We start from the raw sequence: 24,619 nt of genomic DNA on the forward strand, positions 1-24,619 counted from the left end.
TTACAGTCCTTTCGACCGCCATGCCCGAATTATGATGTCATATATCATTATAACTTGACTTATTGATGATGTATATCATTGATAATTGCGGCCGGCACAGGCTCGTACCTCATCGCAGACACGCATCTCATCGCACCGGCCCGTTTCGCCGCCGCCAGAAGACGTGCCGATCACGCTCTACGATCTGACCCCGACCGAGACGCGCGTCGTCCTCAATTGCCGCGGCGACTGGTTGAATTTCTGGCGGAAAGCGGTTGCGAAATGTGCCGCATCGGAAAAGCCGGTCTCGAAGGCGATCTGCGTCATCGAGAGCGTGCTGTTTTCCACCAGAAAGCGGGCGTAACGCAGGCGGGTCTCGATGATGAACCGCTTCGGCGTCATGCCGATGCCTTGCTGGAACAGGCGCCCGAACTGACGCGGCGACAGGCCGATCATGCTGGCTGCCTGCTCGGGTGATACGTCACGGCCCTTGCGACTCTCGATCAAAACGACCGCGCGCTGAATTCGGGAATCCTCGACATGACGAAAGCTGGAAACCCGACCGTGGTCGAAAGCGCTCAAGCCCTTGTGCTCGGTCAGCGACAGCTGGTGAACTGCCTTGGCCGCCCGGTCAGGCCCGCAATGGGTGCCAATGAGTTCTGTCATCAGTGACAGGATCGAGACGCCGCCGGGAACGGTGATGCGGCCGTTCTCGATCAGGAAGTCGTCGCGCGTCGAGAATGCCTGGCGCGGAAATGCGATCTTGAAATCCTCGGCATGGAAGGGATGAACGGAGGCTTTACGGCCGGTCAGCAGACCTTCTTGGGCGAGTACGAAGACGCCGGTGCAGACGCCGATCACCGGGACGCCGGCGGATGCGGCGACCCGCAGGTAGTCGCGGTGCTTGCTGGGTGCTGCGCGTAGATGCGGCAGGAGTCCGCCGATGACGGCGATATAGTCGAAGTCCGTCGGGTTGATATAGGGCGCATCGGGCTGCACGCGGATGCCGCAACTCGCCACCGCGGCGTGGCCCGGCGCTCCCATGATCGACCAGCGGCAATGCAGGGGCCGGGAGTTGTCGGCGAAATCGGCGGCATGCCGCAAGGGCTCGACGATCCCGGTCAGCGACATCATCGGGAAGCTCGGCCAGAGCAGAATGCCGATGGAGAGATCGGCCTTGCGGTCTCGGGCGGCCAAAAGCCGTTCGGCCCACAAACCATCGAGCCAGCGGACATAGTCCGGCTCGCTGGCACGTGCATCTGAAAGGGTGGCGTCTGCGTCCATGCCCGGCCGACCTTAGATCAGCCGTGTCGCTATTTCAAAGAAAATGTCCGATTTCTAAAATTCAACGCCGCCTTTCGGTGGCAAGCTCTCTCTCGTCGAACTCGACATCCGGGGACAAGACCCACGGACCGGGGAACTAAAAACAAATCAAGGATCAGAACAATGGCACTTTCTCTTTCGAGAAGGGTGGTGATGTGCGCGCTGCTGGCAGGCAGCTTCATGGCATCGGCACCGCTCGCAAACGCATTCGAACTTGCCGAGCAGGGCAAGCTGACGGTCGCATTTACCGGCGACATGCCGGGCTCCGGCTGGCAGGACGGCAAGCTGATCGGTTATGACGGCGAGATTATGCAGCGCATCGCCGACAAGCTCGGCCTCAAGATACAACCGGCCCTCATGGAATGGTCGGGTACGATCGCCTCCGTTCAGTCCGGTCGCGTCGACGTGATGCTCGGCACGATGGGCTGGACCGAGAAGCGTACGAAGATCATGACGTTGTCTGAGCCGATCCATTATTTCAAGAACGGCATCATGCAATCGAACAAGACGAACTGGGACAAGCTTTCCGACCTGGAAGGCAAGAAGGTCGGCACGATCACCGGCTTCTCCTTTGTCCCGGAACTGAAGACGATCAAGGGCCTTGAGCTCTCACTCTACGACACCTCCGACGCCGCCGTGCGCGATCTTATTGCCGGGCGTATCGATGCCGTCATCGGCGACCCGCCGGTGGTTTCCTACGCCATCAAGCAGAACCCGGATTGGAACATGCACTTCCTCGCCTTCACAGACAACAGCGCGGATTTCCCGCTGCTTACCGGGCTCGGTCAGGTCGTCTACGGTCTCAACCAGAAGAACGACGATCTGCGCCAGAAGATGGACGCGATCATCGCCGATATGTGGAAGAGCTGTGAGATGAAGGACATCGGCGCACGCTACGGATTGTCCGCCGATGTCTGGTTTAAGCCGGTGGGTGCAAACTTCCGTGCCGGCGTCGACCGCCCCGGCGATTACAAGCTTCCGTCCTGCGCAGCCGGCGGCTGACCGGGCTGACGGATGAAGGCTGCGGCAAGCGGCTTTCATCCGTCCTCTTCGCCAAGACACAACAGCATAAGGAAACGGCGATGAATGCGCTTTTGAGCGTTGCGGGCCTGCGCAAGAGTTATGGCCCTGTCGAAGTCCTGAGGGGAATCGATTTTACCGTCGCAGCCGGTGAGAAGATTGCCCTGATCGGCCCCTCGGGCTCCGGGAAATCTACCTGTCTGCGCTGCGTGAATTTTCTGGAGAAACCGAGTGCTGGTGAGATCAGCCTCGATGGCGAGCGGATCGGCGTTCGCAACGGCCAGGTGATGAGAGACCGGCAGCTTGCGCCACAGCGCGCCGAGATGGGCATGGTCTTCCAGCTCTTCAATCTCTGGCCGCATCTCTCGGTGACGGAAAACGTTGCGATCGCGGCGCGCAAGGTCCGCGGCCTGACTGCCGTCGAGGCGCGCGAATTGGCCTTGGAGATGTTGGCGAAAGTGCACATGACGCACCGCGCCGATGCTTCACCGCTGGAGCTGTCCGGCGGGCAGCAGCAGCGTGTGGCCATCGCGCGGGCGCTCGCCCAGAAGCCGAAGCTCATGCTTTTCGACGAACCGACCTCAGCCCTTGATCCCGAACTGGTCCATGAAGTTCTGAAAGTGATGGAAGAGCTCGCGGCCGAAGGACGCACGATGCTGATCGTCACGCACGAGATTGCCTTTGCCCGCGACATCGCCGACCGGGTGCTGTTCCTCGACGGCGGAAAGATCGTCGAAGCCGGACCGGCGCGCCAGGTCATTACCGCTCCGCGCGAGGCACGCACGCAAGCGTTTCTCAACAAGATCCGGCACTAGGCGCCATGAGCGGATTCTCGCTATTCTTCTCCGTCGTCCAGGGGCTCGCCGCCGGGCTTGAGGTAACGGTCTTGGTTACGGTGGCCTCGCTGGCTTTTGCAACCGGCATCGGCTTCCTTCTCGCCCTCGTCAGGCAATTCACAGCGATCAGGTTCGTCAATATGGCGATCGACGCCTATTGCGAAATCCTCTGCAACGTACCGGCCCTGACGCATCTGTTCATCCTCTACTTCGGGCTTGCCAGCATTGGCGTGAGGCTGACGTCGATTGCCGCCGCCATTCTGGGCCTCGGGCTTATCGGCGCAGCCACTACCTCAGCGATCTTCCGCGCCGGTTTCGCCGCTTTGCCAAAAGGGCAGGCGGAGGCGTCGCTTGCTGCAGGGTTGACACCGCTCCAGACGATTTTCGAAATTCTGACGCCGCAGGCCATGCGGATCGCCCTGCCGGCGCTCGGGAATTACGCGGTGCAGCTCCTCAAGGACACCTCCGTCGTCTCGGCCATCGCGGCGCCTGAAATCATGTTCTTCGCCCGCTCCATGGTCACGTCGTCCTTCCAGACAACGATGATCTACGCGACGGCGGCGGCACTCTATCTGTTGCTGAGCCTGCCATTGATGCAGGCGACGCGATTCCTTGAAAGACGTTACGGGAGACTGAAAGGATGAGCGGGTTCTTCGCACCCTACAGCGACTATGGTGGCGAATGGCTGCCCTTGTTGTTGCGGGCAATGATGAATACGGCAGTGCTTTCCGTGTGCGCCTTTGCTCTGGCGCTCGTGCTCGGTTTGCTGCTTTCGCTGTGCCAGAGATCAAGTTTCGCGGCGCTACGGCATTTCGCGGCACTTTATGTGACGGTCGCGCGCGGCGTGCCGCTGCTCGCGGTGCTGTTTCTGCTTTACTTCGGCCTGCCGGGCATTGGGATCGTCTTCGATGCCTTCGGCGCGGCGATCGCAGGTTTGGCGTTGTGTTTTGCGGCTCAGATCGCCGAACTCTTCCGGGCCGGACTGAAGGCGATCCCGGCGGGGCAGAGCGAGGCGGCCCTGGCCGTCGGTCTCACGCCGGTTCAGAGCTTCCGGCTGATCATCCTCCCCCAGGTCGTCCGCGTCATCCTGGCCCCGATGATCGTCACCTTCGTCGCGCTTCTCAAGGATTCCTCGCTCGCATCGCTGATCACCGTCAACGAGCTGGTTCTGACCGGCCGGGCGATGGCGACCGAGTATTTTCTGCCGCTGCAGATCTATGTGGCGGTTGGCCTCTGCTACTTCGCGATCGCCTGGCCGTTTTCGGTCTTCTCCCGCCGGCTTGCCGTGCCCACCCGCTAATTCATCACAAGGCTCAGATCATGACCACCGATATGACCGTTGCCGCGGTCACCGCGTTTCGTTCCGCCGCGCCGGCACGCAAGGCCCGCCCCCTCATTCTTATAACGCCCGATCTCGGCGAGACGCCGCAAAAGCCGACCGAGTGCGAATATGTGGTGCGGTCGAACTATGCCGAGGCAATCACCAGCGCCGGCGGGGTCCCGATGATCCTGCCCTATGACGCCGAAAACATCGATGCGGCGCTGGCGCTCGCCGATGGTGTCGTTCTGACCGGCTCCCGTCCGGGTGCTGAAGTGGCTGATCGGCGCCGCGACTTCGAGCGTCAGCTGGTGGCCAAGGCCCTGACGACAGGCAAACCGCTCCTCGGTATCTGCCATGGCATGCAGTTGATCGGCGAGTGCCTTGGCGGAGAGTTCCTGAGCGAGCTTCCGGCCGCCGGCATTTCGCACATCCCGCAGGACCTGCCCGATGAACTGGCGCACGAGATCATCGTCGAGCCGGACAGCCTGCTTGCCGGCTGGGTCGGGACAGGACCGACCCGGGTCAACAGCCTGCATCGCCATGCGCTGTCCGGTCACGGGCGCTTTCGCGTCATCGCGCGGGCACCCGATGGGATCATCGAGGCATTCGAGGGCGAGACGGAGGCATTTTGCCTGGGTGTCCAGTGGCATCCGGAATACCGCCTGACGGTCCTCGATCTGGAAATCCTCAAGGCTTTCGTCGCGCGCAGTGCCGAAGCCGGGGAAAGGAGAAGGGCGGAGCCCGGCATGAGCGGAAGCGATGCTGTGCGCAGGCGCCTTGCCGCCTTCGGCCTGGCCTTGCCGGAAGCCGCAATGCCGCCCGGGGCTTTCGCCGGCGCTGTTCGAACCGGCAATATCGTCACCGTGTCCGGTCAGGTGCCGGTGACCGATGGAGCCGTTCGGCGGACCGGTCGGCTCGGGACGGATGTCTCGATCGAGGAGGGCCGCGAATGCGCGCGGATCTGCCTTCTCAACGTGCTTGCTCAGCTTGAGCGCGCCAGCGGTGGGTTCGACAAGGTGCGCGGCTTCGTGCGGCTTGCGGGCTATGTTGCCGCGACTGACGATTTTACCCGCCACGGCGCGGTCGTCGACGGCGCGTCCGAGCTGCTGCGCGATCTCTTTCCGGATCGGTGGGAGCATGCCCGCATTGCGATCGGCGTGTCATCTCTTCCGCGGGGCGTTCCGGTCGAAATCGAGCTGACCGCGCTTGTGGGAAACGAGGTGTGACATGGCGCGCATCGCGGTCATCGGCGCAGGCGTCATCGGCGTTTCCTCCGCCTACCTTTTGGCCAAGGCAGGGCACGATGTGACGCTTATCGATGCAGCAGCCGAACCCGGCAGCGGCGCCAGCGCCGGCAACGCCGCGCAGCTCTCCTGGGCCTATGGCGATGCGATGGCATCTCCCGGACTGCTCAGGCATCTGCCGGCCATCGCCCTCGGCCGCGATCCCGCGTTCCGGATTCGCTGGCAGCTGGACCCGGATTTTCTTCTCTGGGGGCTGCGCTTCCTCGCCAACGCACCATTTCCGCGATGGTGGAGCAATACGCAGGCCATTCTGGAACTCGCCGGAGAGTCCCGCCGCGAGCTCGCATTCCTGCTGGCGGAAACCGGTCTTTCCTTCGACTACCGGCTTGCGGGAAAGCTGCATCTCTATCCGGATCAGCGCAGCTTTGCCGCGGCCCGATCGGCCGTCTCGCGCAAGAATGCACTCGGATTCGAGCAGCACATGCTGTCGCGCGCAGAAGCCCGGGAAATCGAGCCTGCCCTTGCCGGCTACCAAGGCGAAATCGCCGGTGCGGTCTACACGCCGGGTGATGCGCTCGGCGATGCAGCCGGCTTTTGCCGTCAGCTGACACACCATATTGCACAGCATTACCGGGTTTCGCTCCTCTTCGGCCGGAAAGTGGCGGGTTTCTCGCGCGAGGCGGACAGACTTGCAGCCGTGAGGTTCGACGACCGGGAGGAACTCACGGTCGATGCCGCCGTCGTCGCTGCGGGGGCTCAGGTCCGTTTGCTTGCCACAGAGCTGCCGGAGGTCCGCCCGGTGCGTCCGGTGAGAGGCTATTCGCTGACCGTGCCGCGGACCGGCGCCGCACCCGCCATCAGCCTCACCGACGTCAAACGCAAGCTGGCTTTCGCATCGATCGGGGATCGTTTCCGCGTCGCCGGTCTTGCCGATATCGACCGCCCAGGCGCGGGCTTCGACCCAGCGCGTTTCGAAGCGCTGCGTAGCGCAGCGGCCGGTGTCCTGCCGGATCTCTTCAATAGCGGCGTCGTTCTGATGCGCTGGTCAGGCGAGCGGCCGATGACCCCGTCATCCCGCCCGATCATCGGGCCCTCCGAGCGTCTGAAAGGTGTTTACATCAACACCGGCCACGGGATGCTCGGCTGGACCTTAGCATTGGGCTCGGCCCGAAAAATGGTGGACCTGATCGGTATGCAGACGAGATGACGGCTAGACCATAGCTAATAAACGAACGGATCTACCGCCGCCTGCGCGCCCGGCTCCTTCGGATAGATCACCCCCTTGCGCAGGATGATGTTGGCATAGAGCCTGGGCTCGCTTGTCTGGATCACCGCATGGGCGGCCTTCACCCGGACGTAGAAATCCGGGCCGATCAGCGGCATCACCTGGCGGTGCGGCTCGTGGTGGGCGCAGCAGTCGATCATCTCCTCATGCACCGGATCGAGCTTGTCGCGCTCGGTCTTGACGGTCGAGCGGAAGATTGCCTCGGGCACAAAATCATCGATCGGCAGCACGCTGAGCACGGCGTTGAGAACGGGCACGAGATGGTGGCCGTCGAGCCGGATCAGCCGGCGCGCATGTTCGACGCCTGGGTAATTACCGTCGACGATGGCGATCTCGTCGCCGTGACCCATGGCCCGAAGCGTAAAAAGCAGCTCCGGGCTCAACAGCGGATCAAGTCCTTTCAGCATGGTCTACCTCCTTGAAAAGTACGTTCTGGTCGGTGAGGTAACGCGCAAAGATCGGCAGGCTGGCGCCGCCGATGGCGCGCGCCTGGGCGCCGACCGCGCCCTCGAGGATTTCGGGCATGACGACGCCCTGCAGGTCGAGCTTGGCGGCTTCGTCGATCGTCGCCTGCACCACGCGGCTGCGCACCCAATGGGGAAAACCGCCGTCGATCACAGCCGCGCTGAAATCGACGATCGAGGCGGCCGCGACGATCGCCTGCGCCAGCGCCTTGGCGCTATCCTGGATCCAGGCTTCCATCGGCTCGCCGAAATCCACCCAGTCGTCGGCCGAATACCACAGCGGCTCGGGATCGATGCCGCGCTCGCGCAGCATGTTTTCGAGCACGAAGATCGAGGCGATTTCGAGCAGCTGCATCGTCTCGCCGTTCTTGCCGCGCACCGGCAGTGGCCCGATTGCGCCTGCCGTCCCGGTGCGGCCGGAAAAGATCGCCGAATTCAAGACGATGCCGCCGCCGATGAAGGAGCCGATGAAGAAATAGACGAAATCCGGATAGGACGGCCCGACGCCGAAGACCAGTTCGGCGCCGCAGGCGCTGGTCGCATCGTTCTGCATGAAGACCGGATGAGAGACGCGCGCGGCGATGTCGGCCTGCAGGTCGACCTCGCGCCAGACCTCCATGGCGCCGGCCGGCGCGCCGACCTCTTCGGCCCAATTCCAGAGCTCGAAGGGTGCGGCGATGCCGAGGCCGGCAATGCGGCCGCGCTGTTTTTCGTCGAGCCGGTCTTCGAGCTCCTGGATGCCCGAGGTGACGAAGGCGAGGATTTCATCCGGCAGCGGGTAGGCATAGGTCCGGTGCAGCTGCATGCGGATGCGGCCGACGAAATCCATCAGCACCAGATCGGCGCTGCGCCGGCCCATCTTCAGGCCGAAGGAATAGACGGCGTCGGCATTGAGATGCATCGGGATCGACGGCTGGCCGACCCGGCCGCGCACCGGCGCCCCGCGCGACAGCAGCCCTTCCTTTTCCAGGACCCGCATGATGACGGAGACGGTCTGCGCCGACAGCCCGCTGCGGCGCGCGATATCGGCCTTCGACAGCGCGCCGTAAAGACGCACCAGCGACAGCACGAGCCGTTCATTATAGGCCCGTACCCTGACCTGGTTCGCACCGCCGGCCGGATTCAGAATAGGTGGCGGGACCGGTGTGTGTTCCGGTCCATCCAAGGACGACATGACCGCTCCTCCCGATCGTTGGCCCTACTGCATAATTCCTTAAGTCGGGATCGATTTAAGGACAAAATTATGCAGCACTTCAAAGTGCTACAGCGTCCTTTGCGCGTCGAAGACGCGCGGCGCTGTATGCCTGATTTCCACGGAGCATGCCATATCGAATTAATAATTCAATTGGATTTATTTATTGACAAGCCAATTTCTTTTCGCTTTTAATTGCCGTCGTCAAGGGCACGGGACGGCTTTGGAAGCTTAACAATCCACGGCAAAGTGTCATATCGTAAAATTCCGGCCCGCAGGGGCGGCGCCGGCAAACTCTGGGAGGAGTTCCATGAAGAAATCTGTTCTCGCTTTCGGCGCGCTCGCGCTTGGTGTCACCTTTTCCGCTCCTGTCATGGCGGCGGACGTTGCCGCCTGCCTGATCACCAAGACCGACACCAACCCCTTCTTCGTCAAGATGAAGGAAGGTGCTACGGCCAAGGCCAAGGAACTCGGCGTTTCGCTGAAGTCCTATGCCGGCAAGATCGATGGTGACAGCGAAAGCCAGGTGGCAGCGATCGAAAGCTGCATCGCCGACGGCGCCAAGGGCATCCTGATTGCCGCTTCCGACACCAAGGGCATCGTCTCTTCGGTCAAGAAGGCGCGTGAAGCCGGCCTGCTGGTCATCGCTCTCGACACGCCGCTCGAGCCGGCCGATGCCGCCGACGCCACCTTCGCCACCGACAACCTGCTCGCCGGCAAGCTGATCGGCCAGTGGGCCAAGGAAACCATGGGCGACAAGGCCAAGGACGCCAAGGTCGGCTTCCTCGACCTGACCCCGTCGCAGCCGACGGTCGACGTTCTGCGCGACCAGGGCTTCATGATGGGCTTCGGCATCGATCCGAAGGACCCGAACAAGATCGGCGACGAAGACGACAAGCGCATCGTCGGTCATGACGTGACCAACGGCAATGAAGAAGGCGGCCGCAAGGCCATGGAAAACCTTCTGCAGAAGGATCCGAGCATCAACGTCATCCACACGATCAACGAGCCGGCTGCTGTCGGCGCCTACCAGGCGCTGAAGGCCGTCGGCATGGAAAAGAACGTGCTGATCGTCTCAGTTGACGGCGGTTGCCCAGGCGTCAAGTCGGTCAAGGAAGGCGTCATCGGCGCCACCTCGCAGCAATATCCGCTGATGATGGCAGCCCTTGGCGTCGAGGCGATCAAGAAGTTCGCCGACAGCGGTGAAAAGCCGAAGCCGACCGAAGGCAAATCCTTCTTCGACACCGGCGTTTCGCTCGTCACCGACAAGCCGGTCTCCGGCGTCAAGTCGATCGACACCAAAGTAGGCACGGACAAGTGCTGGGGCTGAGCCAAATCTCTTGAAAGCAGAACGGCCGGGGCTTGATCCCCGGCCGTTTTCGACGGACGATGTACCGTCGCCTCACGAACCGGCTAAGCAAAGACCGGAAGGATATCGGTGACGGCCCCCGTGCGAATTCGGCGCGCGGATGCGGAGGAGGAACCATGACCGGAACACAGGAATTCGAACGTGTCCTCGACGGCAGCGACAAGAGCGTCGCCTCCTTCGAGCATCAGGATGTCTCGCTGATCAAGCGTGCCCAGCATTTTCTGCACTCGACGCCGGCCGCCGTGCCGCTGATCGTGCTGGTGCTGGCGATCATCATCTTCGGGATCGCCATCGGCGGACGGTTCTTCTCGTCCTACACGCTGACGCTGATCCTGCAGCAGATCGCCATCGTCGGTATTCTCGGCGCCGCCCAGACGCTGGTCATCCTGACTGCCGGCATCGATCTTTCGATCGGCGTCATCATGGTGATCTCGGCGGTTATCATGGGCAATGTCGCCATCGCCTACGGCATACCGACGCCGATCGCGGTCGCAGCCGGCCTCCTCGTCGGCGGCCTTTGCGGATTGCTGAACGGCTTTCTCGTCGCCTACATGAAACTGCCGCCGTTCATCGTAACGCTCGGCACCTGGAATATCGTCATGGCGACGAATTTCATCTATTCCGCCAACGAGACGATCCGCGACACCGACGTCGATGAACAGGCGCCGCTGCTGCATCTTTTCGCCATGAGCTTCAAAGCCGGCACCGCCGTGCTCACACTCGGCGTCATCGCCATGGTGCTGCTCGTCCTCTTGCTCTGGTATGTGCTCAATCACACCGCTTGGGGCCGGCATGTCTATGCAGTCGGCGACGATCCGGAGGCGGCCAAGCTCTCCGGCATCCAGACCAAGAAGGTGCTGCTCACCGTCTATACCATATCGGGCGTCATCGCCGCCTTCGCCGCCTGGGTCTCGATCGGCCGCAACGGCTCGATCTCGCCATCCTCGGCGGTGACCGATTTTAACCTGCAGGCGATCACCGCGACGGTGATCGGCGGCATCTCGCTGTTCGGCGGCCGCGGCTCCATTCTCGGCACGCTGTTCGGTGCGATGATCGTCGGCGTCGTCTCGATGGGCCTCAACATGCTCGGCGCCGACCCGCAATGGAAAGTCCTTTTGACCGGCGTGCTGATCATTGCCGCCGTCGCCATCGACCAGTGGATCAGAAAGGTTTCGGTGTAATCATGGCTCGCGAACCCCTTCTCACCGCGCGCGGTCTCGTCAAGCGCTACGGCCGCGTGACCGCGCTCGACAATGCCGATTTCGACCTTTACCCCGGCGAAATCCTCGCCGTCATCGGCGATAACGGCGCCGGCAAATCCTCGCTGATCAAGGCGATATCGGGCGCCGCCACCCCGGACGAGGGGGTGATCACCCTCGAAGGCCGGCAGGTGCAGTTCCGCTCGCCGATGGAAGCGCGCGATGCTGGCATCGAGACCGTCTATCAGAACCTGGCTTTGTCGCCGGCGCTGTCGATCGCCGACAACATGTTCCTCGGCCGCGAGATCCGCAAGCCCGGCGTGCTCGGCTCGATGCTTCGCATGCTCGACCGGCCGGCGATGGAAAAGCTGGCGCGCAACAAGCTCTCCGAACTCGGCCTGATGACCATCCAGAACATCAACCAGGCGGTGGAAACGCTCTCCGGCGGCCAGCGCCAGGGTGTCGCCGTCGCCCGCGCCGCCGCCTTCGGCTCCAAGGTCATCATCATGGACGAACCGACGGCCGCCCTCGGGGTCAAGGAAAGCCGCCGCGTGCTGGAATTGATCCTCGACGTTCGCGCCCGCGGCATTCCGATCGTGCTGATCTCCCACAACATGCCGCATGTCTTCGAGGTCGCCGACCGGATCCATATCCACCGCCTCGGCCGGCGCCTGACGGTGATCGATCCCAAGGAATACACCATGTCCGACGCCGTCGCCTTCATGACCGGCGCCAAGGCGGTGCCGACGGAGCCGGTCGCGGCATGACGGTCAGCACCGAGGAAATCGCCGGCGAGGTCCTCAGCCGCGCCGGCGATAGCACGCGCTTCCTCATCGGCATTGCCGGCCCGCCAGGGTCGGGCAAGTCGACTATGGCCGACAATCTGGCGGCGGCGCTGAACGCCAAAGGCGAAAGCGCCGCAGTCCTGCCGATGGACGGCTTCCACATGGACAATGCCATCCTGATCGAACGCGGCCTTTTGGCCCGCAAGGGCATCCCCGAGACCTTCGATGTCCGCGGTTTCCTCGACATCGTCCGTGCCGTCAGGCCAGCCGACCAGGAGGTTCTGGTGCCGGTCTTCGACCGCTCGCGCGAACTCGCGATTGCTTCCGCCCGGCCGATCGATCCCAAGGACCGTTTCATCATCGTCGAGGGCAACTATCTGCTCTTCACGCAAGGTAAATGGGCAGAACTCGACGGCATCTTCGATTACACGATTATGCTGGCCCCGCCGATCGAGGTGCTCGAGGAGCGGCTCTGGGCGCGCTGGCGCGGTTATAATCTCACCGAGGACGCCGCCAGCGCCAAGGTCTATGGCAACGACCTGCCGAACGGCCGGCTGATCCTCGAAAACCGCCGTCCGGCCGATGTGACGCTGGAGATCGCGCTGGCGTGATGCCGCGACGACGACATGCATGAACAACGAGCTGAAGCGCGGCGCATGAATCGATTTCAATGCGCCGCGCTTTAGTGTTATTCGAAGCCGCAGACGCATCGCTTCGGAGGCCTGCCATGCAATCGATCACCATCCGCCGCCCTGACGACTGGCACCTGCATCTGCGCGACGGCGCCATGCTGGAAGGCGTGATTGCCGATACGAGCCGCACCTTCGCCCGCGCCATCATCATGCCCAACCTGGTGCCGCCGGTGGTCACCACATCAGACGCCATCGCCTACCGCCAACGTATCCTTAAAGCGCTGCCGGCCGGCCATCGTTTCCAGCCGCTGATGACGCTTTATCTCACCGAGCATACCAGCCCCGACGATGTCGAGGCGGGCGCAAAAAGCGGCCTGATCACCGCCGTCAAGCTCTATCCGGCCGGCGCCACCACCAATTCGCATGGCGGCGTGCGCGACATGGAAAAGGCGATGCCGGTGCTGGAGCGCATGGCAAAGATCGGCCTGCCGCTCTGCGTCCATGGCGAGGTGACGACACCTGAGGTCGATATCTTCGACCGCGAGGCTGTCTTCATCGACACCGTGCTCGATCCGCTGCGCCGACGCCTGCCTGAGCTGAAGGTGACGATGGAGCATGTGACGACATCTGATGGTATCGATTACATCAAGGCGGCCAAGGCCAATCTCGCCGGCTCGATCACCACTCACCATTTGATCATCAACCGCAACGCCATCCTGGTCGGCGGCATCCGCCCGCATTATTATTGCCTGCCGGTCGCCAAGCGCGAGAACCACCGGCTGGCCTTGCGCGCCGCCGCCACCGGCGGCGATCCGCGCTTCTTCCTCGGCACCGATTCCGCCCCGCATGTCGACCCGCTGAAGGAATGCGCCTGCGGCTGCGCCGGCATCTACACCTCGGTCAATACGATGAGCTGCCTTGCCCATGTTTTCGAACAGGAGGCCGCGCTGGAAAATCTCGAAGCCTTCGTCTCGCTGAACGGCCCGGCCTGGTACGGGCTTCAGCCGAACGAGGATCGCATCACCCTGGCAAAGCAGGCCGAGCCGGTCGTCTTCCCCGCCAGGATCGAAACCGGCGCCGGCCCGGTGACGGTGTTTGATCCGATGTTCCCGCTGCATTGGCAGGTGGTGGCATAAGCGCCACGTTTGTCCCTCACCCTCACCCTCACCCTCTCCCAGTAAAAACGGGGCGAGGGGACGTGCCCTGCGAGACGTCGGCGAGGGACGGAGAGGTCGCGGCATTTCCCCTTCGCCCCGTTTACGGGGAGAAGGTGGCGGCAGCCGGATGAGGGGCGCCTCAAGCGCGAGCTTCGCCGCGAAGTTACCGCTCTAACATTTCTATGTGCGGTGCATCATTTTTTAACGGAATGCATAAGACATTCCTCACCGCCGATCGCATAGCTTGCCAAGATTATCGGCGTGGCTGCAGTCGCGGAGACTGAAAAAGCATGATGCTTGACTATAACTCCCTTTTGCTGGCGCTCGGCGTCTCCACCGCATGCCTTGCCGTGACCTTGATGGGCAGCTGGCTGGTGCGTCGGGCCGAAACCGTGCTGCTCACCGCCAGCATCGGCCTGGTCCTCGTCATTGCCGGCATTTTCATCTACGGCGCCTATGTGAACAGGCCGGAGACATGGCTGGGTGTGGCCAATTTCGTGCTGTTTCATGCCGGTTTCGCCACCATATGGGGTGCCGGCAGACAGTTTCTCACCGGCCGGCTCGCTTTGCTCGGCATCTCTGCCCGTGCGCTGACGGCGATGGCTTTCTCCGTCGTGCCGATGCTGGCAGGTTATGACGGCCTGGCCTTCATATCAGACAATCTTGCCATTGCTTTGCTGCTCTTTGCCACCGCCCGGCAATATTGGCTCGCCCGCGCCGAAGCGCCCGCGCCGATCCTCGGCATCACCGCGCTCTATACGCTGACGGGGATCTCCTTCGTGCTCTGCGCCGCCGTGCTGATCGCCGATGGCAAGCTGGTGCTCGGAAGCGCGCCCAGCAACTGGGCCGAGGATCTGAGCCTTGCCGTCTGCATCGCCGGCATGACCGGGATCGGTGCGCTGTCGCTGGCGCTGCATCAGTGGCGGCTTGCCGCGCGCCACCGTCTCGAGGCGATCACCGATCCGCTGACCGGGCTGCTCAACCGCCGCGCCCTGTTCGATCAATACGGTACGCGTCCGATGGGCTCGACCACGGCCGTCATCGTCTTCGATATCGACCACTTCAAATCCGTCAACGACCGCTTCGGCCATGCGAGCGGCGATCGCGTGCTCAAGGTCTTCGCCGGCGAACTCGCCGCCCATTGCCGCCCCGGCGACATCGCCGCACGGTTGGGTGGTGAGGAGTTCGCGCTGGTGTTGAAGGAGATCATGCCCGGCCGGGCGGAACTGGCGGCCGAGCGCATCCGCAGGGCCTTCGAGGTGCGCGAGATTTACATCGACGACGAGGTGCTGAAATGCACGGTCAGCGTCGGCGTTGCGCCCGGCCGCTCGAAGCCGCTGGATTTCGACGCCATGCTGAACGCCGCCGACAAGGCGCTCTACGCCGCCAAACGGGGCGGCCGCAACCGGGTGGAACTAGCCGGCCACCTGCAGGCGGTTCCCGTCGAGGTATCGCGCACCGCGTCTTGATTCCGGGCGGATCCTCTGATGACGTCTTCCGGTGGCATACGGTCGTTAGCCAGCGGAATGCGGATCCATACTATAGAGATGGACTGGATAATCGGGACCGATGGCATCGCGGACGCGGCCACACCAGGCGGCGAAGGCGGGATAAACTGCGAGCGAAAAGCCGCAATCCTCGGCCCGGTGGCTATAGGCATAAACCGCAATGTCGGCGATCGACAACTCCTCGCCGACAACAAACGGGCTGTCGGTGAGGTCCCGTTCGAGTGCAGCGAGCGCCCGGTTTGCCGCGTCGCGCTTGCCCGCAATCATGCTCTGGTTACGCTCCAGCCGCCCCGTCAACGTCCAGAAGCGCAGCGAACCGATGACCGGCTCGACATGATATTGCTCGAAGAACAGCCACTGCATGACCTTGGCGCGCCGGTACCGGTCTGACGGCAGGAAGCGCGTCCCCTCGGCGAGAAAAGTGAGGATTGCGTTCGATTCGGCGATCGCACGCCCATTGTCGAGTTCGAGAACAGGGACGGCGCCCACCGGGTTGAGTTTCAGGAAAGCCTCGGTGCGGCACTCGCCCTCGAAGATCGATACTTCGCGACTGATATAAGGCATGTCGAGCAGGCCGAGCAAAACCCGGACCTTCCAGCCATTTTGCGACGGCAGATAATCGTGAAGCGTAAACATGGCGGTCCTTTCGCGACGATTGGCTCACGTTCGCACGCCGCCTCGAAACCAACCACCCGATTCCTGAAGGGGCATGTCGGTTAGCCAGGAAGCAATCATTCAGACGATCATCAGCGCCCTGATGAAGGCGACCGAAGCAAGCAGCGAGGCCACGGTCCGCACATGGTTCCACCACGTCCAGTCCCTGAGATAGGCGGCCCAGAGCTCGACTGCCTGCGGCCCACTGCCGCTCACCTTCTCCAGCGCATCGTTCATCGGCACATTGAAGATGATGGTCGAGAGGAAGGAGGCGAGGAGATAGAGGGCGGCGCCTGCCAGCATCAGCGTCGATGCGCCGCCGCGCCAGTCGATCAGGGCGAGCACTGATATGACGATGCAGAGGATCGCCGTCGGCACGAAGAGGGCCATGAAGGGCGAGCGGACGATTGTCACATTGATGGCGTTCATCGCCGCAATGCCTTGCTCCGTCGGGATCCTGGAGAAAGCGGTCATGATGAAGGTCGAAAAGGCGAAGAAGATGCCGGCGACGAGGCCGCTGCCGATTGCCGCCGCCACGAGGGAAAGGATGAGGACGATCTGCATAGTCAGGCACTCCATATTCCGGATGCCGCGGCCCGGCGGGCATAGTGGCTGAAATCGGTGGCGGGGCGCCCGAGAATATCAGGGACGCCGCCCATGGTGCTGGAATTGCGCCCATCGAGCACCTGGCCGAAGAGCTCCTCCAGAAGGTCGATCAGGCCCTGTGGCAGGCCGGCTGCCGCAAGCCCGCCGGTGAAGTCTGCCATCGACACCTGCTGGTATTCGATCGGCCGTCCGGCTGCCGCGGCGATTTCGGCGACCGCCTGACCGAATGTCAGCGCCCGGGGACCGGTCAGTTCGTAAATCTTGTTTCGATGGCGCGGATCGGTCAAGGCGGCTACGGCGGCATCGGCGATGTCGTCCGCATCGATGAAGGGTTCGCGGATCTCGCCCGCCGGCAATTGCAGCCGGCCGCCGAGGATCTGCTCGACAAAGGCACCCTCGCTGAAATTCTGGCAGAACCAGGAGGCGCGCAGGATGGTGGTGCCGATGCCGGAAGCGGTGAGCGCGGTTTCGCTCCGTTGCGCGCCCTCTTCGCCGCGGCCGGAGAGCAGCACGATATGCTCAAGACCGCATTCCCTGGCCACCTCGGCGAGGGTTGCGATCGCTTCTGCCGCCCAGGCGACGGCAAGATCCGGCTGGAAGGCAACATAGGCGCTCGATGCGCTCTGAAGCGCGCCGCGCCAGCTTGACCTGTCCTCCCAGTCGAAGGGACGTGCGCTGGAGCGCGATGCCGCGCGAACGGTGAGGCCGCGCGCTTCCAGGCGCTTGATGATGCGGCCACCGGTCTTTCCCGGCCCACCGACGACGACGATTTCGGAACTCTGCATGTCGAAGCTCCTTCCAAAGTTAAGAAACAAGAGAAACTCTCTCATTTGCAAAATGAGATAAACTCTCTTATTTTGTTTGTCAACCATGAGGAGCAGACGATGTCGCAACAGCCGGTCGCAACGCGCAGGCGCCAGCAGCAGCATTCGGGCCAGCCGCGCCGGATCCCCAGCCAGCAGCGCGGCCGCGAACGCTTCGAAAAGATCCTTGCCGTTGCCGCCGAGCTGATCGAAAGCCATGGCAGCGACGGCTTGAAGATGAGCGAGATCGTCGAAAAGGCCGGCCTCTCCTTCGGCGCCCTCTATCAATATTTCCCCGACAAGAGTTCGATCATCCGGACATTGGCCGAACGCTTCAACGAAGAGGGCAGGCGCTGCGTCGAGGCGGAGCTGGCGAAAGTGACCGACGCCGTGGCGCTGACAGCCGCGCTCGCCACGATCGTCGACGAATATTATGCCTTCTTCCGCCGCGAGCCGGTGATGCGCGACATCTGGCACGCAACCCATACCGATAAGCTGCTGCAGCAGATCGATGCCGAGGACATGGAATTTCACGCCCAGGCCTTTCTCGCCGTGCTCCTCCGCCTGTGGCCGGATCGCGACCGAAAGGAGCTTCTGGCGATCGCCCGGCTGACGATGCAGCTCCTTGCTGCCGCCGTGCGTTATGCCGTTTCGCTGGATGCGGAAGAGGGTGACGAGGCGATTGCCCTGTTCAAGAAGATGCAGGGACCCGATATCGGCCGTCTGTTGCGCTAATACGATCGTCCAGCGTCTGGAAACTCAGGCCTCTTGCTGCTATTCCCGCAGGGAACCGAGCCGAAGGAGAGCCGCATGATCCAGACCACGTTTCCCGACCGCGCCGTGATGGCCGAACTGGTGGCCAAGATGCTGTGGGAGATCAAGGCGGTGCATTTCAATGCAGCCCAGCCCTACAAACTGGCCTCCGGCATGGCGAGCCCGGTCTATATCGATTGCCGTAAGCTGCTTTCCTTCCCGCGCATCCGCTCGACGGTGATGGATTTCGCCGCCAGTACCCTGCTGCGCGATGCCGGCTTCGAGCAGTTCGATTGCATCGCCGGCGGCGAGACCGCCGGCATTCCCTTCGCCGCCCTGCTTGCCGATCGCCTCGGCCTGCCGATGATCTATGTCCGCAAGCAGCCGAAGGGCCATGGCCGCAATGCCCAGATCGAAGGCAACATGCCGGAAGGATCGCGGGTGCTGGTCATCGAGGACCTGACGACGGCCGGCGGCAGCATGTTCAAATTCATCGATGCCGTCCGTGCCGCCGGCGGCGTCGTCGACCACGGCATCGCCCTGTTCTTCTATGACATCTTCGGCCAACAGCGTTTTGCCGACGGCAAGGTCCGGCTGCATCACATCGCCACCTGGCGTCATGTCCTGGCCGTCGCCAAGGCGCAGAAGCTGTTCGACGACAAGACGCTTGAAGAGGTCGAAGCCTTCCTCGATGCGCCGCTGGCCTGGTCGGGACGGAATGGTGGCGTAAGTGAGCTTTCGCTCTAGCCAGTTGACAAAAGCTCACTTAATCGGTTGATGAACGTATAAGTCTGTTGGGAGGAATTCGATGATTTTGTGCTGCGGCGAAGCCTTGATCGACATGCTGCCGAGGGACACGACCCTTGGTGAAAAGGGCTTTGCCCCCTATGCCGGCGGCGCCATCTTCAATACCGCCATCGCGCTCGGCCGCCTCGGCATCCCCACCGCCTTTTTCACCGGCATTGCCGACGACATGATGGGCGAGATCCTGCTTGCGACGCTGAAGGCAGCCAATGTCGATTACAGCCCCTGCGCCATCACTCCGCGCCCCTCGACCATCGCCTTCGTCAAGCTGGTGAACGGCCAGGCGACCTACGCCTTCTACGACGAGGGCACGGCCGGCCGGATGATCACCGAGGCCGACCTGCCGATCCTTGGCGATGATTGCGAAGCGCTGCATTTCGGCGCAATCAGCCTGATCCCCAGCCCCTGCGGCGAAACCTATGAAGCGCTGCTCGACCGCGAAGCCGCAAGCCGCGTCATCTCGCTCGACCCGAACATCCGTCCCGGTTTCATCAAGGACAAGCCGGCGCATATGGCCCGCATCAAGCGCATGGCCGCCAAATCCGACATCGTCAAATTCTCCGACGAGGATCTCGACTGGTTCGGTCTGACCGGCGACCACGATACGCTCGCCGCCCACTGGCTGAACCACGGCGCCAAACTGGTCGTCATCACCAAGGGCGCCGAAGGCGCCTCCGGTTATACCAAAGAGCGCAAGGTGACGGTGCCCAGCCAGCGCGTCACCGTGGTCGATACGGTCGGCGCGGGCGATACCTTCGATGCCGGCGTGCTGGCCTCGCTGAAGATGGATAATCTGCTGACCAAGGCTCAGGTCGCCTCGCTCGACGAGCAGGCGCTCCGCAACGCCCTGACCCTCGGCGCCAAAGCCGCCGCCGTCACCGTCTCCCGCGCCGGCGCCAACCCGCCTTGGGCGCGTGAGATCGGGCTTTAAGGTCTAAGCCGGGGCCGGCCCAAATCCGGCTGTCAGCACCAACGGGGTCGGGACGGTTCGACCACGCCTGCACGTCTTCACGATCTGCCCTGTGCCTAGGGCAGGTCTTTTGCGCGGGCGCGCGCCTGGCTTTCCTTCTTGATCGGCCGACCGACCGGGCAGACCTCCTGCACGAAGCCGTTGAGCGTATTGACGAGATTGTTCTCGATCAGCGAATAGTGGACGAACTGACCCTGTTTTTCTCGTCTGATCAGCCCCGCCGTTTCGAGGATGGAAAGATGCTGCGAAACCGCCGGCTTGGACATGCTGAAGCGGTCAGCGATCTCGCCGGCGGTGAGGCCGGATGCTGAGAGATAGGCGAGGATCTTGCGCCGTGGCGCACTGGAAAGCGCGTGGAATATCCGCTGGGCGGCGTTGACGGAGCTGTCTTCCGCCGTGTCATCGAAAACTTCGTTTTCCAAATCCAGTCTCCAGCGCCATCGCATCGACCCAACAATTAAGCAATTAATGTATTGCTTAATTGTCTGCACTGATGCAAAGTAATTAGGTAATTGCTTAATTAATGAATTGGCGGGCGATGTTCAAGTGGAGAATGCGCCCGATGGGAAGGAGTTTGCCATGGGCAGTATTTCCACCGGACGCATGATCGACAACAACAGCGATCCGGTAAAGGGCAGGGTGGTCTGGGTGCCGGCAAAGTCGCTCTGGATCACCGCCATGACCTTGATTGCTATCATCGGCGGGCCGCTGACTTTCACCTGGAGCGCCTTTACCGTCTTCATTCTCTTGACCGCCACCACCATCTGCCTCGGTCATTCCGTCGGCATGCATCGGCTATTGATCCACCGCTCTTTCAGCAGCCCCATCTGGATCGAGCATTTTCTCGTCTATCTCGGGACACTGGTCGGCATGGCCGGTCCCTTTGGCATGATCTACGCGCACGACATTCGCGACTGGGCGCAACGGCAGCGAGACTGCCATGATCTCTATGCCCATCGGCGGCCTTTTTTCATCGATGCCTTCTGGCAGATGCATTGCGCGGTGGCGCTCAACCATCCGCCATCGTTCGTCCTCGAGGAGTGCGAGCGGCGCGACCGCTTCTATCGCTTCCTGGAGGCAACGTGGATGGCGCAGCAACTCCCTTTGGCACTCCTGCTTTTTATGCTTGGCGGACTGCCGTGGTTGGTCTGGGGGATTGCCGCACGGATCTCGGTGTCGCTGACCGGACACTGGCTGGTCGGCCATTTCGCGCATCGCGATGGCCATCAAGGCTGGCGTGTCGATGATGTCGCAGTGCAGGGCTATAACCTGCCGCGGTTCGGGCTGGTGACCTTTGGCGAGAGCTTCCACGGCAACCATCACGCCTTCCCGCAATCGGCGCGGCTCGGCATCGAACCGGGGCAGCTCGACCTCGGATGGTATTTCATCCGCCTGCTGGCAGGGCTCGGTCTGGCGTCGGCGATCAAGCTCCCGCACATGATCGTGCCACGGCGAGGCCTTAGGCGCGTCGACGTATCCGAGATCGCCGGTGGCAGTCATTCGCCATCTCACGCGGCGGGGTCAGGCGGAATCTCGCTCATGAGTGCGATATCCTCTCCAACAAGCCGTAAATCGCACGATGAAGCCTTGGCAAGCTTTCGAATCGTGCTTTAGGTTGCGGCCCGAAAAGCAAACGGGTCGAGCAAAAGATGCGCCTTACAGACTGCTATAATTTTCACGATTTCCGGCGCATGGCCAAACGTCGTCTTCCCGGACCGATCTTCGACTATATCGATGGCGCTGCCGATGACGAGGTGACCTATCGGCGCAATACCGCGGCCTTCGAGAATTGCGATCTGGTGCCCGACGTTCTGAGGGGTGTGGCCGAGGTCGACATGTCGGTGACGGTCATGGGCCAGAAGCTCGCCATGCCGGTCTATTGCTCGCCGACGGCGCTGCAGCGGCTTTTCCACCACCAGGGGGAGCGGGCGGTGGCGGCAGCGGCGGCAAAACATGGTACGATGTTCGGCGTCTCTTCGCTCGGCACGATCAGCCTGGAGGAAGCCCGGCAGATCAGCGACGGGCCGCAGATCTATCAGTTCTATTTCCACAAGGACCGCGGCCTCAACCACGAGATGATGGCGCGGGCGAAAAATGCCGGCGTGCAGGCAATGATGCTGACGGTCGACAGCATCACCGGCGGCAACCGCGAGCGCGACAAGCGCACCGGATTTGCCATTCCCTTCAAGCTCAATCTCGCCGGCATGGCCCAGTTCGCCATCAAGCCTTCCTGGGCGATCGACTGGCTGACGCATGAGCGCTTCCGGCTGCCGCAGCTCGAAAACCACGTCAAGATGGACGGCGGGTCGCTGTCGATCAGCCGATACTTCACCGAAATGCTCGACCCCTCGATGTCCTGGGACGACGTGGCGGCGATGGTGCGCGCCTGGGGCGGGCAGTTCTGCCTGAAGGGCATCATGTCGGTCGAAGACGCCAAGCGTGCGGTCGAGATTGGCTGTACCGGCATCGTGCTGTCAAACCATGGCGGACGCCAGCTCGACGGCTCGCGCAGCGCTTTCGACCAGCTGGCCGAGATCGTCGACGCCGTCGGCGATCGCATCGACGTCATGATGGATGGCGGCGTGCAGCGGGGAACGCATGTTCTCAAGGCCTTGTCGCTCGGGGCAAAGGCCGTCGGCCTCGGCCGCTACTATCTCTTCCCGCTTGCCGCCGCCGGACAACCCGGCGTCGATCGGGCGCTGCAGACGATGCGCACCGAGATCGAGCGCGACATGAAGCTGATGGGCTGCACCACGGTCAGCCAGCTGAGCCGGCGGAACCTGCGCTTCCGCTCCTGAGGGCGGATGAGGGGCGGGCTCCGCCCCTGATCCGGCTGCCGCCACCAACCGGGGTCGAGCCGGGGGTCTCGACCCGTCCTTCGGACCCCCGTAAACGGGGCGAAGGGGTCAGGCCGCCAACTCTCAATCCGCTTTAAACGGTGCTTGGGACAATCCAGAACGCCTACTTCGCAAGCTTTGCCAGCGCCGCAACCAGGCCCTGGGTCGAAGAGTCGTGCGATGCGGCACTCTCTTTGCCCTCGACAACCGGCAGCAGGCCCGTTGCCAGTTCTTTGCCGAGTTCGACGCCCCACTGGTCGAAGGAGTTGATGCGGAAGAGCACGCCTTCGACGAAGACCCGGTGTTCGTACAGCGCGATCAGGCGGCCGAGCGCGTAAGGCGTGAGCTTGTCGTAGACGAAGGTGATCGACGGGCGGTTACCCTGGAAGACGCGGTGCGGGGCAATGAAATCGGCCTTTTTGTCGTCCGTGCCCTTGTCGGTCAGCTGCTTCTTGGCTTCCGCGAAGGTGCGGCCCTTCATCAGCGCTTCCGACTGGGCGAGAACGTTGGAGATCAGCAGCTGGTGCTGATGGCGCAGTTCCGGCTCGAAGGCGTTGGCGGCGATCATGAACTCGGCCGGGATGATGCTCGTGCCTTGGTGGATCAGCTGGTAGAAGGCGTGCTGGCCGTTGGTGCCGGGCTCGCCCCAGACGACCGGGCCGGAATTGCCCTCGACCGGCGTGCCGTCGATGGTGACGCCCTTGCCGTTCGACTCCATGTCGAGCTGCTGCAGATAGGCGGGGAAACGCGACAGCCGCTGGTCGTAGGGCAGGATGGCACGGGTCGAATATCCAAGCACGTTGCGATGGTAGAAGCCGATCAGGCCGAGCAGCATCGGCAGGTTCTCGGTAATTGGCGCCTTACGGAAGTGATTGTCGATGGCATGGGCGCCATCGAGAAACTTGCCGAAATTATCAGGGCCGACGGCGATCATCAGCGGCAGGCCGATCGCCGACCAGATCGAATAGCGGCCGCCGACCCAGTCCCAGAAGCCGAAGACGCGGGCGCTGTCGATGCCGAAGGCGGAAACCTTGTCGAGCGCCGTCGAGACGGCGGCGAAGTGGTGCTGCACAGCCGCTTCGCCAAGCGCCTTGGCGATGAAATTGCGCGCCGTCTGCGCATTGGTCATCGTCTCCACGGTGGTGAAGGTCTTCGAGGCGACGATGAACAGCGTCGTCTCAGGCTGCACCAGCTTGAGGATATCGGCGATATGGGCGCCGTCGATGTTGGAGACGAAATGCGCCCGCGGGCCGTCATGGAAGGGGGCAAGCGCCAGCGTCGCCATCACCGGGCCGAGATCCGAGCCGCCGATGCCGATATTAATGACATCGGTGATCGTCTTGCCGGTGGCGCCCTTCAGCGTGCCCGAGCGGATGTCGTCGGCAAACTTGCCCATGGCAGAAAGCACGGAATTGACGTCGGGCATGACGTCCTTGCCGTCGACCAGAACCGGCGTGTTGGAACGGTTGCGCAGCGCGGTGTGCAGAACGGCGCGATCCTCGGTGAAATTGATCGCCTTGCCGGAGAACATCTCCTCGCGCTTCTTTTCGACGCCGCCCTCTTCGGCAAGCTTGACCAGCAGCTTGAGGATGTCGTCGTTCACCGCCGTCTTGGAAAAATCCATCAACAGGTCGTCAAGCGAAACCGAAAAGCGCGAAAAGCGCTCGGAATCGGAGGCGAAGGCGGCACGGATATCGGTTGCCTTGGTGGCATCAGCGGTGCTTTTCAGCTGTTCGACGATGGCGTTCATGGGAGGCTCCTCTGGAGGCGGAAAGGTTGCGGAAACTATTCGCTTTATCGGGCGCAAATCAAGTTCAGCCACCGCTCCAGATACAAAAAAGCCATCCGCGGCGAACGGATGGCCGTCAATTTCATGAG

The 24,619-nt window shown here is 62.5% G+C and carries 25 protein-coding genes; 17 read left to right on the top strand and 8 right to left on the bottom strand.

Translation table 11 applies throughout. The features are described 5' to 3' along the window. Positions 1–177: 177 nt before the first annotated feature. Positions 178–1,263 carry a GlxA family transcriptional regulator gene (locus tag HJB82_RS29950; RefSeq protein WP_207582727.1) on the bottom strand — a complete coding sequence of 362 codons (1,086 nt, stop codon included), beginning with the start codon at positions 1,261–1,263 and terminating at the stop codon, positions 178–180. 162 nt (positions 1,264–1,425) lie between these two features. Between HJB82_RS29950 and HJB82_RS29955 the strand changes: the two genes are divergently transcribed. The 6 genes from HJB82_RS29955 to HJB82_RS29980 all read left to right on the top strand — a co-directional run bounded on the left by HJB82_RS29955 (position 1,426) and on the right by HJB82_RS29980 (position 6,930). After that, on the top strand, positions 1,426–2,304 hold the full coding sequence (locus HJB82_RS29955; protein ID WP_221142295.1) for an ABC transporter substrate-binding protein: 879 nt from the start codon (positions 1,426–1,428) through the stop codon (positions 2,302–2,304). An 80-nt stretch (positions 2,305–2,384) separates the two neighbouring features. Continuing rightward, positions 2,385–3,137, top strand: a complete 753-nt coding sequence (locus HJB82_RS29960; RefSeq protein ID WP_207582729.1) for an amino acid ABC transporter ATP-binding protein — start codon at positions 2,385–2,387, stop codon at positions 3,135–3,137. Positions 3,138–3,142: 5 nt separating this feature from the next. Next, positions 3,143–3,802, top strand: coding sequence for an amino acid ABC transporter permease (locus tag HJB82_RS29965; protein WP_207582730.1), 660 nt, complete (start codon positions 3,143–3,145; stop codon positions 3,800–3,802). Then, positions 3,799–4,458 carry an amino acid ABC transporter permease gene (locus HJB82_RS29970; protein WP_221142296.1) on the top strand — a complete coding sequence of 220 codons (660 nt, stop codon included), beginning with the start codon at positions 3,799–3,801 and terminating at the stop codon, positions 4,456–4,458. The genes HJB82_RS29965 and HJB82_RS29970 overlap by 4 nt, the downstream gene beginning before the upstream one ends. Positions 4,459–4,478: 20 nt before the next feature. Further along, positions 4,479–5,705 carry an Atu1372/SO_1960 family protein gene (locus HJB82_RS29975; protein WP_207582732.1) on the top strand — a complete coding sequence of 409 codons (1,227 nt, stop codon included), beginning with the start codon at positions 4,479–4,481 and terminating at the stop codon, positions 5,703–5,705. Position 5,706: 1 nt separating this feature from the next. Continuing rightward, complete coding sequence (locus tag HJB82_RS29980; RefSeq protein ID WP_207582733.1) at positions 5,707–6,930, top strand: FAD-dependent oxidoreductase; 1,224 nt, start codon at positions 5,707–5,709, stop codon at positions 6,928–6,930. 14 nt (positions 6,931–6,944) lie between these two features. Here the strand turns inward: HJB82_RS29980 and HJB82_RS29985 are convergent, their stop codons facing one another. Together HJB82_RS29985 and HJB82_RS29990 are read right to left on the bottom strand one after the other, a co-directional pair. Further along, positions 6,945–7,415, bottom strand: a complete 471-nt coding sequence (locus tag HJB82_RS29985) for an RbsD/FucU family protein (RefSeq protein ID WP_207582734.1) — start codon at positions 7,413–7,415, stop codon at positions 6,945–6,947. Beyond that, on the bottom strand, positions 7,399–8,646 hold the full coding sequence (locus HJB82_RS29990; RefSeq protein ID WP_207582735.1) for an ROK family transcriptional regulator: 1,248 nt from the start codon (positions 8,644–8,646) through the stop codon (positions 7,399–7,401). Before HJB82_RS29990 ends, HJB82_RS29985 begins: the two co-directional genes overlap by 17 nt. A 328-nt stretch (positions 8,647–8,974) precedes the next feature. Here HJB82_RS29990 and HJB82_RS29995 point away from each other — a divergent pair, with 328 nt between their 5' ends. The 6 genes from HJB82_RS29995 to HJB82_RS30020 all read left to right on the top strand — a co-directional run bounded on the left by HJB82_RS29995 (position 8,975) and on the right by HJB82_RS30020 (position 15,275). Further along, positions 8,975–9,994, top strand: coding sequence for a sugar ABC transporter substrate-binding protein (locus tag HJB82_RS29995; RefSeq protein ID WP_207582736.1), 1,020 nt, complete (start codon positions 8,975–8,977; stop codon positions 9,992–9,994). Positions 9,995–10,149: 155 nt separating this feature from the next. After that, complete coding sequence (locus HJB82_RS30000) at positions 10,150–11,214, top strand: ABC transporter permease (RefSeq protein WP_207582737.1); 1,065 nt, start codon at positions 10,150–10,152, stop codon at positions 11,212–11,214. A 2-nt stretch (positions 11,215–11,216) separates the two neighbouring features. Continuing rightward, positions 11,217–11,999 carry an ATP-binding cassette domain-containing protein gene (locus tag HJB82_RS30005; RefSeq protein ID WP_207582738.1) on the top strand — a complete coding sequence of 261 codons (783 nt, stop codon included), beginning with the start codon at positions 11,217–11,219 and terminating at the stop codon, positions 11,997–11,999. Beyond that, the gene (locus HJB82_RS30010; RefSeq protein WP_207582739.1) at positions 11,996–12,628 is read left to right on the top strand and encodes a nucleoside triphosphate hydrolase; all 633 of its coding nucleotides are present in this window, start codon (positions 11,996–11,998) and stop codon (positions 12,626–12,628) included. Before HJB82_RS30005 ends, HJB82_RS30010 begins: the two co-directional genes overlap by 4 nt. Positions 12,629–12,744: 116 nt before the next feature. Next, on the top strand, positions 12,745–13,785 hold the full coding sequence (gene pyrC / locus HJB82_RS30015) for a dihydroorotase (protein WP_207582740.1): 1,041 nt from the start codon (positions 12,745–12,747) through the stop codon (positions 13,783–13,785). 311 nt (positions 13,786–14,096) lie between these two features. Next, positions 14,097–15,275, top strand: a complete 1,179-nt coding sequence (locus HJB82_RS30020; protein WP_221117773.1) for a diguanylate cyclase — start codon at positions 14,097–14,099, stop codon at positions 15,273–15,275. 45 nt (positions 15,276–15,320) lie between these two features. Here HJB82_RS30020 and HJB82_RS30025 read toward each other — a convergent pair whose 3' ends face one another. The 3 genes from HJB82_RS30025 to HJB82_RS30035 all read right to left on the bottom strand — a co-directional run bounded on the left by HJB82_RS30025 (position 15,321) and on the right by HJB82_RS30035 (position 17,359). Continuing rightward, the gene (locus HJB82_RS30025) at positions 15,321–15,950 is read right to left on the bottom strand and encodes a glutathione S-transferase family protein (protein ID WP_207582742.1); all 630 of its coding nucleotides are present in this window, start codon (positions 15,948–15,950) and stop codon (positions 15,321–15,323) included. A gap of 99 nt (positions 15,951–16,049) precedes the next feature. Further along, positions 16,050–16,532, bottom strand: a complete 483-nt coding sequence (locus HJB82_RS30030; RefSeq protein ID WP_221142297.1) for a DUF1772 domain-containing protein — start codon at positions 16,530–16,532, stop codon at positions 16,050–16,052. Positions 16,533–16,534: 2 nt separating this feature from the next. Then, positions 16,535–17,359, bottom strand: coding sequence for an NmrA family NAD(P)-binding protein (locus HJB82_RS30035; RefSeq protein WP_221142298.1), 825 nt, complete (start codon positions 17,357–17,359; stop codon positions 16,535–16,537). 99 nt (positions 17,360–17,458) lie between these two features. Between HJB82_RS30035 and HJB82_RS30040 the strand changes: the two genes are divergently transcribed. The 3 genes from HJB82_RS30040 to HJB82_RS30050 all read left to right on the top strand — a co-directional run bounded on the left by HJB82_RS30040 (position 17,459) and on the right by HJB82_RS30050 (position 19,865). Beyond that, a complete protein-coding gene (locus HJB82_RS30040) occupies positions 17,459–18,112 on the top strand; it encodes a TetR/AcrR family transcriptional regulator (protein ID WP_221133226.1) in 654 nt (217 codons plus the stop codon). A 75-nt stretch (positions 18,113–18,187) separates the two neighbouring features. Further along, positions 18,188–18,877, top strand: a complete 690-nt coding sequence (locus tag HJB82_RS30045; protein ID WP_221133227.1) for an orotate phosphoribosyltransferase — start codon at positions 18,188–18,190, stop codon at positions 18,875–18,877. 61 nt (positions 18,878–18,938) lie between these two features. Continuing rightward, positions 18,939–19,865 (top strand): carbohydrate kinase, encoded by a 927-nt coding sequence (locus HJB82_RS30050; protein WP_221133228.1) that lies wholly within the window; start codon positions 18,939–18,941, stop codon positions 19,863–19,865. Positions 19,866–19,960: 95 nt separating this feature from the next. Here HJB82_RS30050 and HJB82_RS30055 read toward each other — a convergent pair whose 3' ends face one another. Further along, positions 19,961–20,326 (bottom strand): metalloregulator ArsR/SmtB family transcription factor, encoded by a 366-nt coding sequence (locus tag HJB82_RS30055; RefSeq protein WP_221133229.1) that lies wholly within the window; start codon positions 20,324–20,326, stop codon positions 19,961–19,963. 157 nt (positions 20,327–20,483) lie between these two features. Here HJB82_RS30055 and HJB82_RS30060 point away from each other — a divergent pair, with 157 nt between their 5' ends. Both HJB82_RS30060 and HJB82_RS30065 read left to right on the top strand, forming a co-directional pair. Beyond that, positions 20,484–21,518: an acyl-CoA desaturase gene (locus HJB82_RS30060; RefSeq protein WP_259674026.1), complete on the top strand. Its 1,035-nt coding sequence runs from the start codon at positions 20,484–20,486 to the stop codon at positions 21,516–21,518. Positions 21,519–21,553: 35 nt separating this feature from the next. Then, complete coding sequence (locus tag HJB82_RS30065; RefSeq protein ID WP_221133230.1) at positions 21,554–22,702, top strand: alpha-hydroxy acid oxidase; 1,149 nt, start codon at positions 21,554–21,556, stop codon at positions 22,700–22,702. A 163-nt stretch (positions 22,703–22,865) separates the two neighbouring features. Here HJB82_RS30065 and pgi read toward each other — a convergent pair whose 3' ends face one another. Further along, positions 22,866–24,491 carry a glucose-6-phosphate isomerase gene (gene pgi / locus HJB82_RS30070; protein WP_221133231.1) on the bottom strand — a complete coding sequence of 542 codons (1,626 nt, stop codon included), beginning with the start codon at positions 24,489–24,491 and terminating at the stop codon, positions 22,866–22,868. Between the last annotated feature and the right edge of the window lie 128 nt (positions 24,492–24,619).

The sequence above is a fragment of the Rhizobium sp. NZLR10 genome, assembly GCF_019685125.1.
Taxonomy (GTDB): Bacteria; Pseudomonadota; Alphaproteobacteria; order Rhizobiales; family Rhizobiaceae; genus Rhizobium.

Coding starts and splice junctions, on each gene's coding strand:
- HJB82_RS29950 (WP_207582727.1), bottom strand. CDS start 1,263: ATGGACGCAGACGCCACCCTTTCAGATGCACGTGCCAGCGAGCCGGAC.
- HJB82_RS29955 (WP_221142295.1), top strand. CDS start 1,426: ATGGCACTTTCTCTTTCGAGAAGGGTGGTGATGTGCGCGCTGCTGGCA.
- HJB82_RS29960 (WP_207582729.1), top strand. CDS start 2,385: ATGAATGCGCTTTTGAGCGTTGCGGGCCTGCGCAAGAGTTATGGCCCT.
- HJB82_RS29965 (WP_207582730.1), top strand. CDS start 3,143: ATGAGCGGATTCTCGCTATTCTTCTCCGTCGTCCAGGGGCTCGCCGCC.
- HJB82_RS29970 (WP_221142296.1), top strand. CDS start 3,799: ATGAGCGGGTTCTTCGCACCCTACAGCGACTATGGTGGCGAATGGCTG.
- HJB82_RS29975 (WP_207582732.1), top strand. CDS start 4,479: ATGACCACCGATATGACCGTTGCCGCGGTCACCGCGTTTCGTTCCGCC.
- HJB82_RS29980 (WP_207582733.1), top strand. CDS start 5,707: ATGGCGCGCATCGCGGTCATCGGCGCAGGCGTCATCGGCGTTTCCTCC.
- HJB82_RS29985 (WP_207582734.1), bottom strand. CDS start 7,415: ATGCTGAAAGGACTTGATCCGCTGTTGAGCCCGGAGCTGCTTTTTACG.
- HJB82_RS29990 (WP_207582735.1), bottom strand. CDS start 8,646: ATGTCGTCCTTGGATGGACCGGAACACACACCGGTCCCGCCACCTATT.
- HJB82_RS29995 (WP_207582736.1), top strand. CDS start 8,975: ATGAAGAAATCTGTTCTCGCTTTCGGCGCGCTCGCGCTTGGTGTCACC.
- HJB82_RS30000 (WP_207582737.1), top strand. CDS start 10,150: ATGACCGGAACACAGGAATTCGAACGTGTCCTCGACGGCAGCGACAAG.
- HJB82_RS30005 (WP_207582738.1), top strand. CDS start 11,217: ATGGCTCGCGAACCCCTTCTCACCGCGCGCGGTCTCGTCAAGCGCTAC.
- HJB82_RS30010 (WP_207582739.1), top strand. CDS start 11,996: ATGACGGTCAGCACCGAGGAAATCGCCGGCGAGGTCCTCAGCCGCGCC.
- pyrC (WP_207582740.1), top strand. CDS start 12,745: ATGCAATCGATCACCATCCGCCGCCCTGACGACTGGCACCTGCATCTG.
- HJB82_RS30020 (WP_221117773.1), top strand. CDS start 14,097: ATGATGCTTGACTATAACTCCCTTTTGCTGGCGCTCGGCGTCTCCACC.
- HJB82_RS30025 (WP_207582742.1), bottom strand. CDS start 15,950: ATGTTTACGCTTCACGATTATCTGCCGTCGCAAAATGGCTGGAAGGTC.
- HJB82_RS30030 (WP_221142297.1), bottom strand. CDS start 16,532: ATGCAGATCGTCCTCATCCTTTCCCTCGTGGCGGCGGCAATCGGCAGC.
- HJB82_RS30035 (WP_221142298.1), bottom strand. CDS start 17,359: ATGCAGAGTTCCGAAATCGTCGTCGTCGGTGGGCCGGGAAAGACCGGT.
- HJB82_RS30040 (WP_221133226.1), top strand. CDS start 17,459: ATGTCGCAACAGCCGGTCGCAACGCGCAGGCGCCAGCAGCAGCATTCG.
- HJB82_RS30045 (WP_221133227.1), top strand. CDS start 18,188: ATGATCCAGACCACGTTTCCCGACCGCGCCGTGATGGCCGAACTGGTG.
- HJB82_RS30050 (WP_221133228.1), top strand. CDS start 18,939: ATGATTTTGTGCTGCGGCGAAGCCTTGATCGACATGCTGCCGAGGGAC.
- HJB82_RS30060 (WP_259674026.1), top strand. CDS start 20,484: ATGGGCAGTATTTCCACCGGACGCATGATCGACAACAACAGCGATCCG.
- HJB82_RS30065 (WP_221133230.1), top strand. CDS start 21,554: ATGCGCCTTACAGACTGCTATAATTTTCACGATTTCCGGCGCATGGCC.
- pgi (WP_221133231.1), bottom strand. CDS start 24,491: ATGAACGCCATCGTCGAACAGCTGAAAAGCACCGCTGATGCCACCAAG.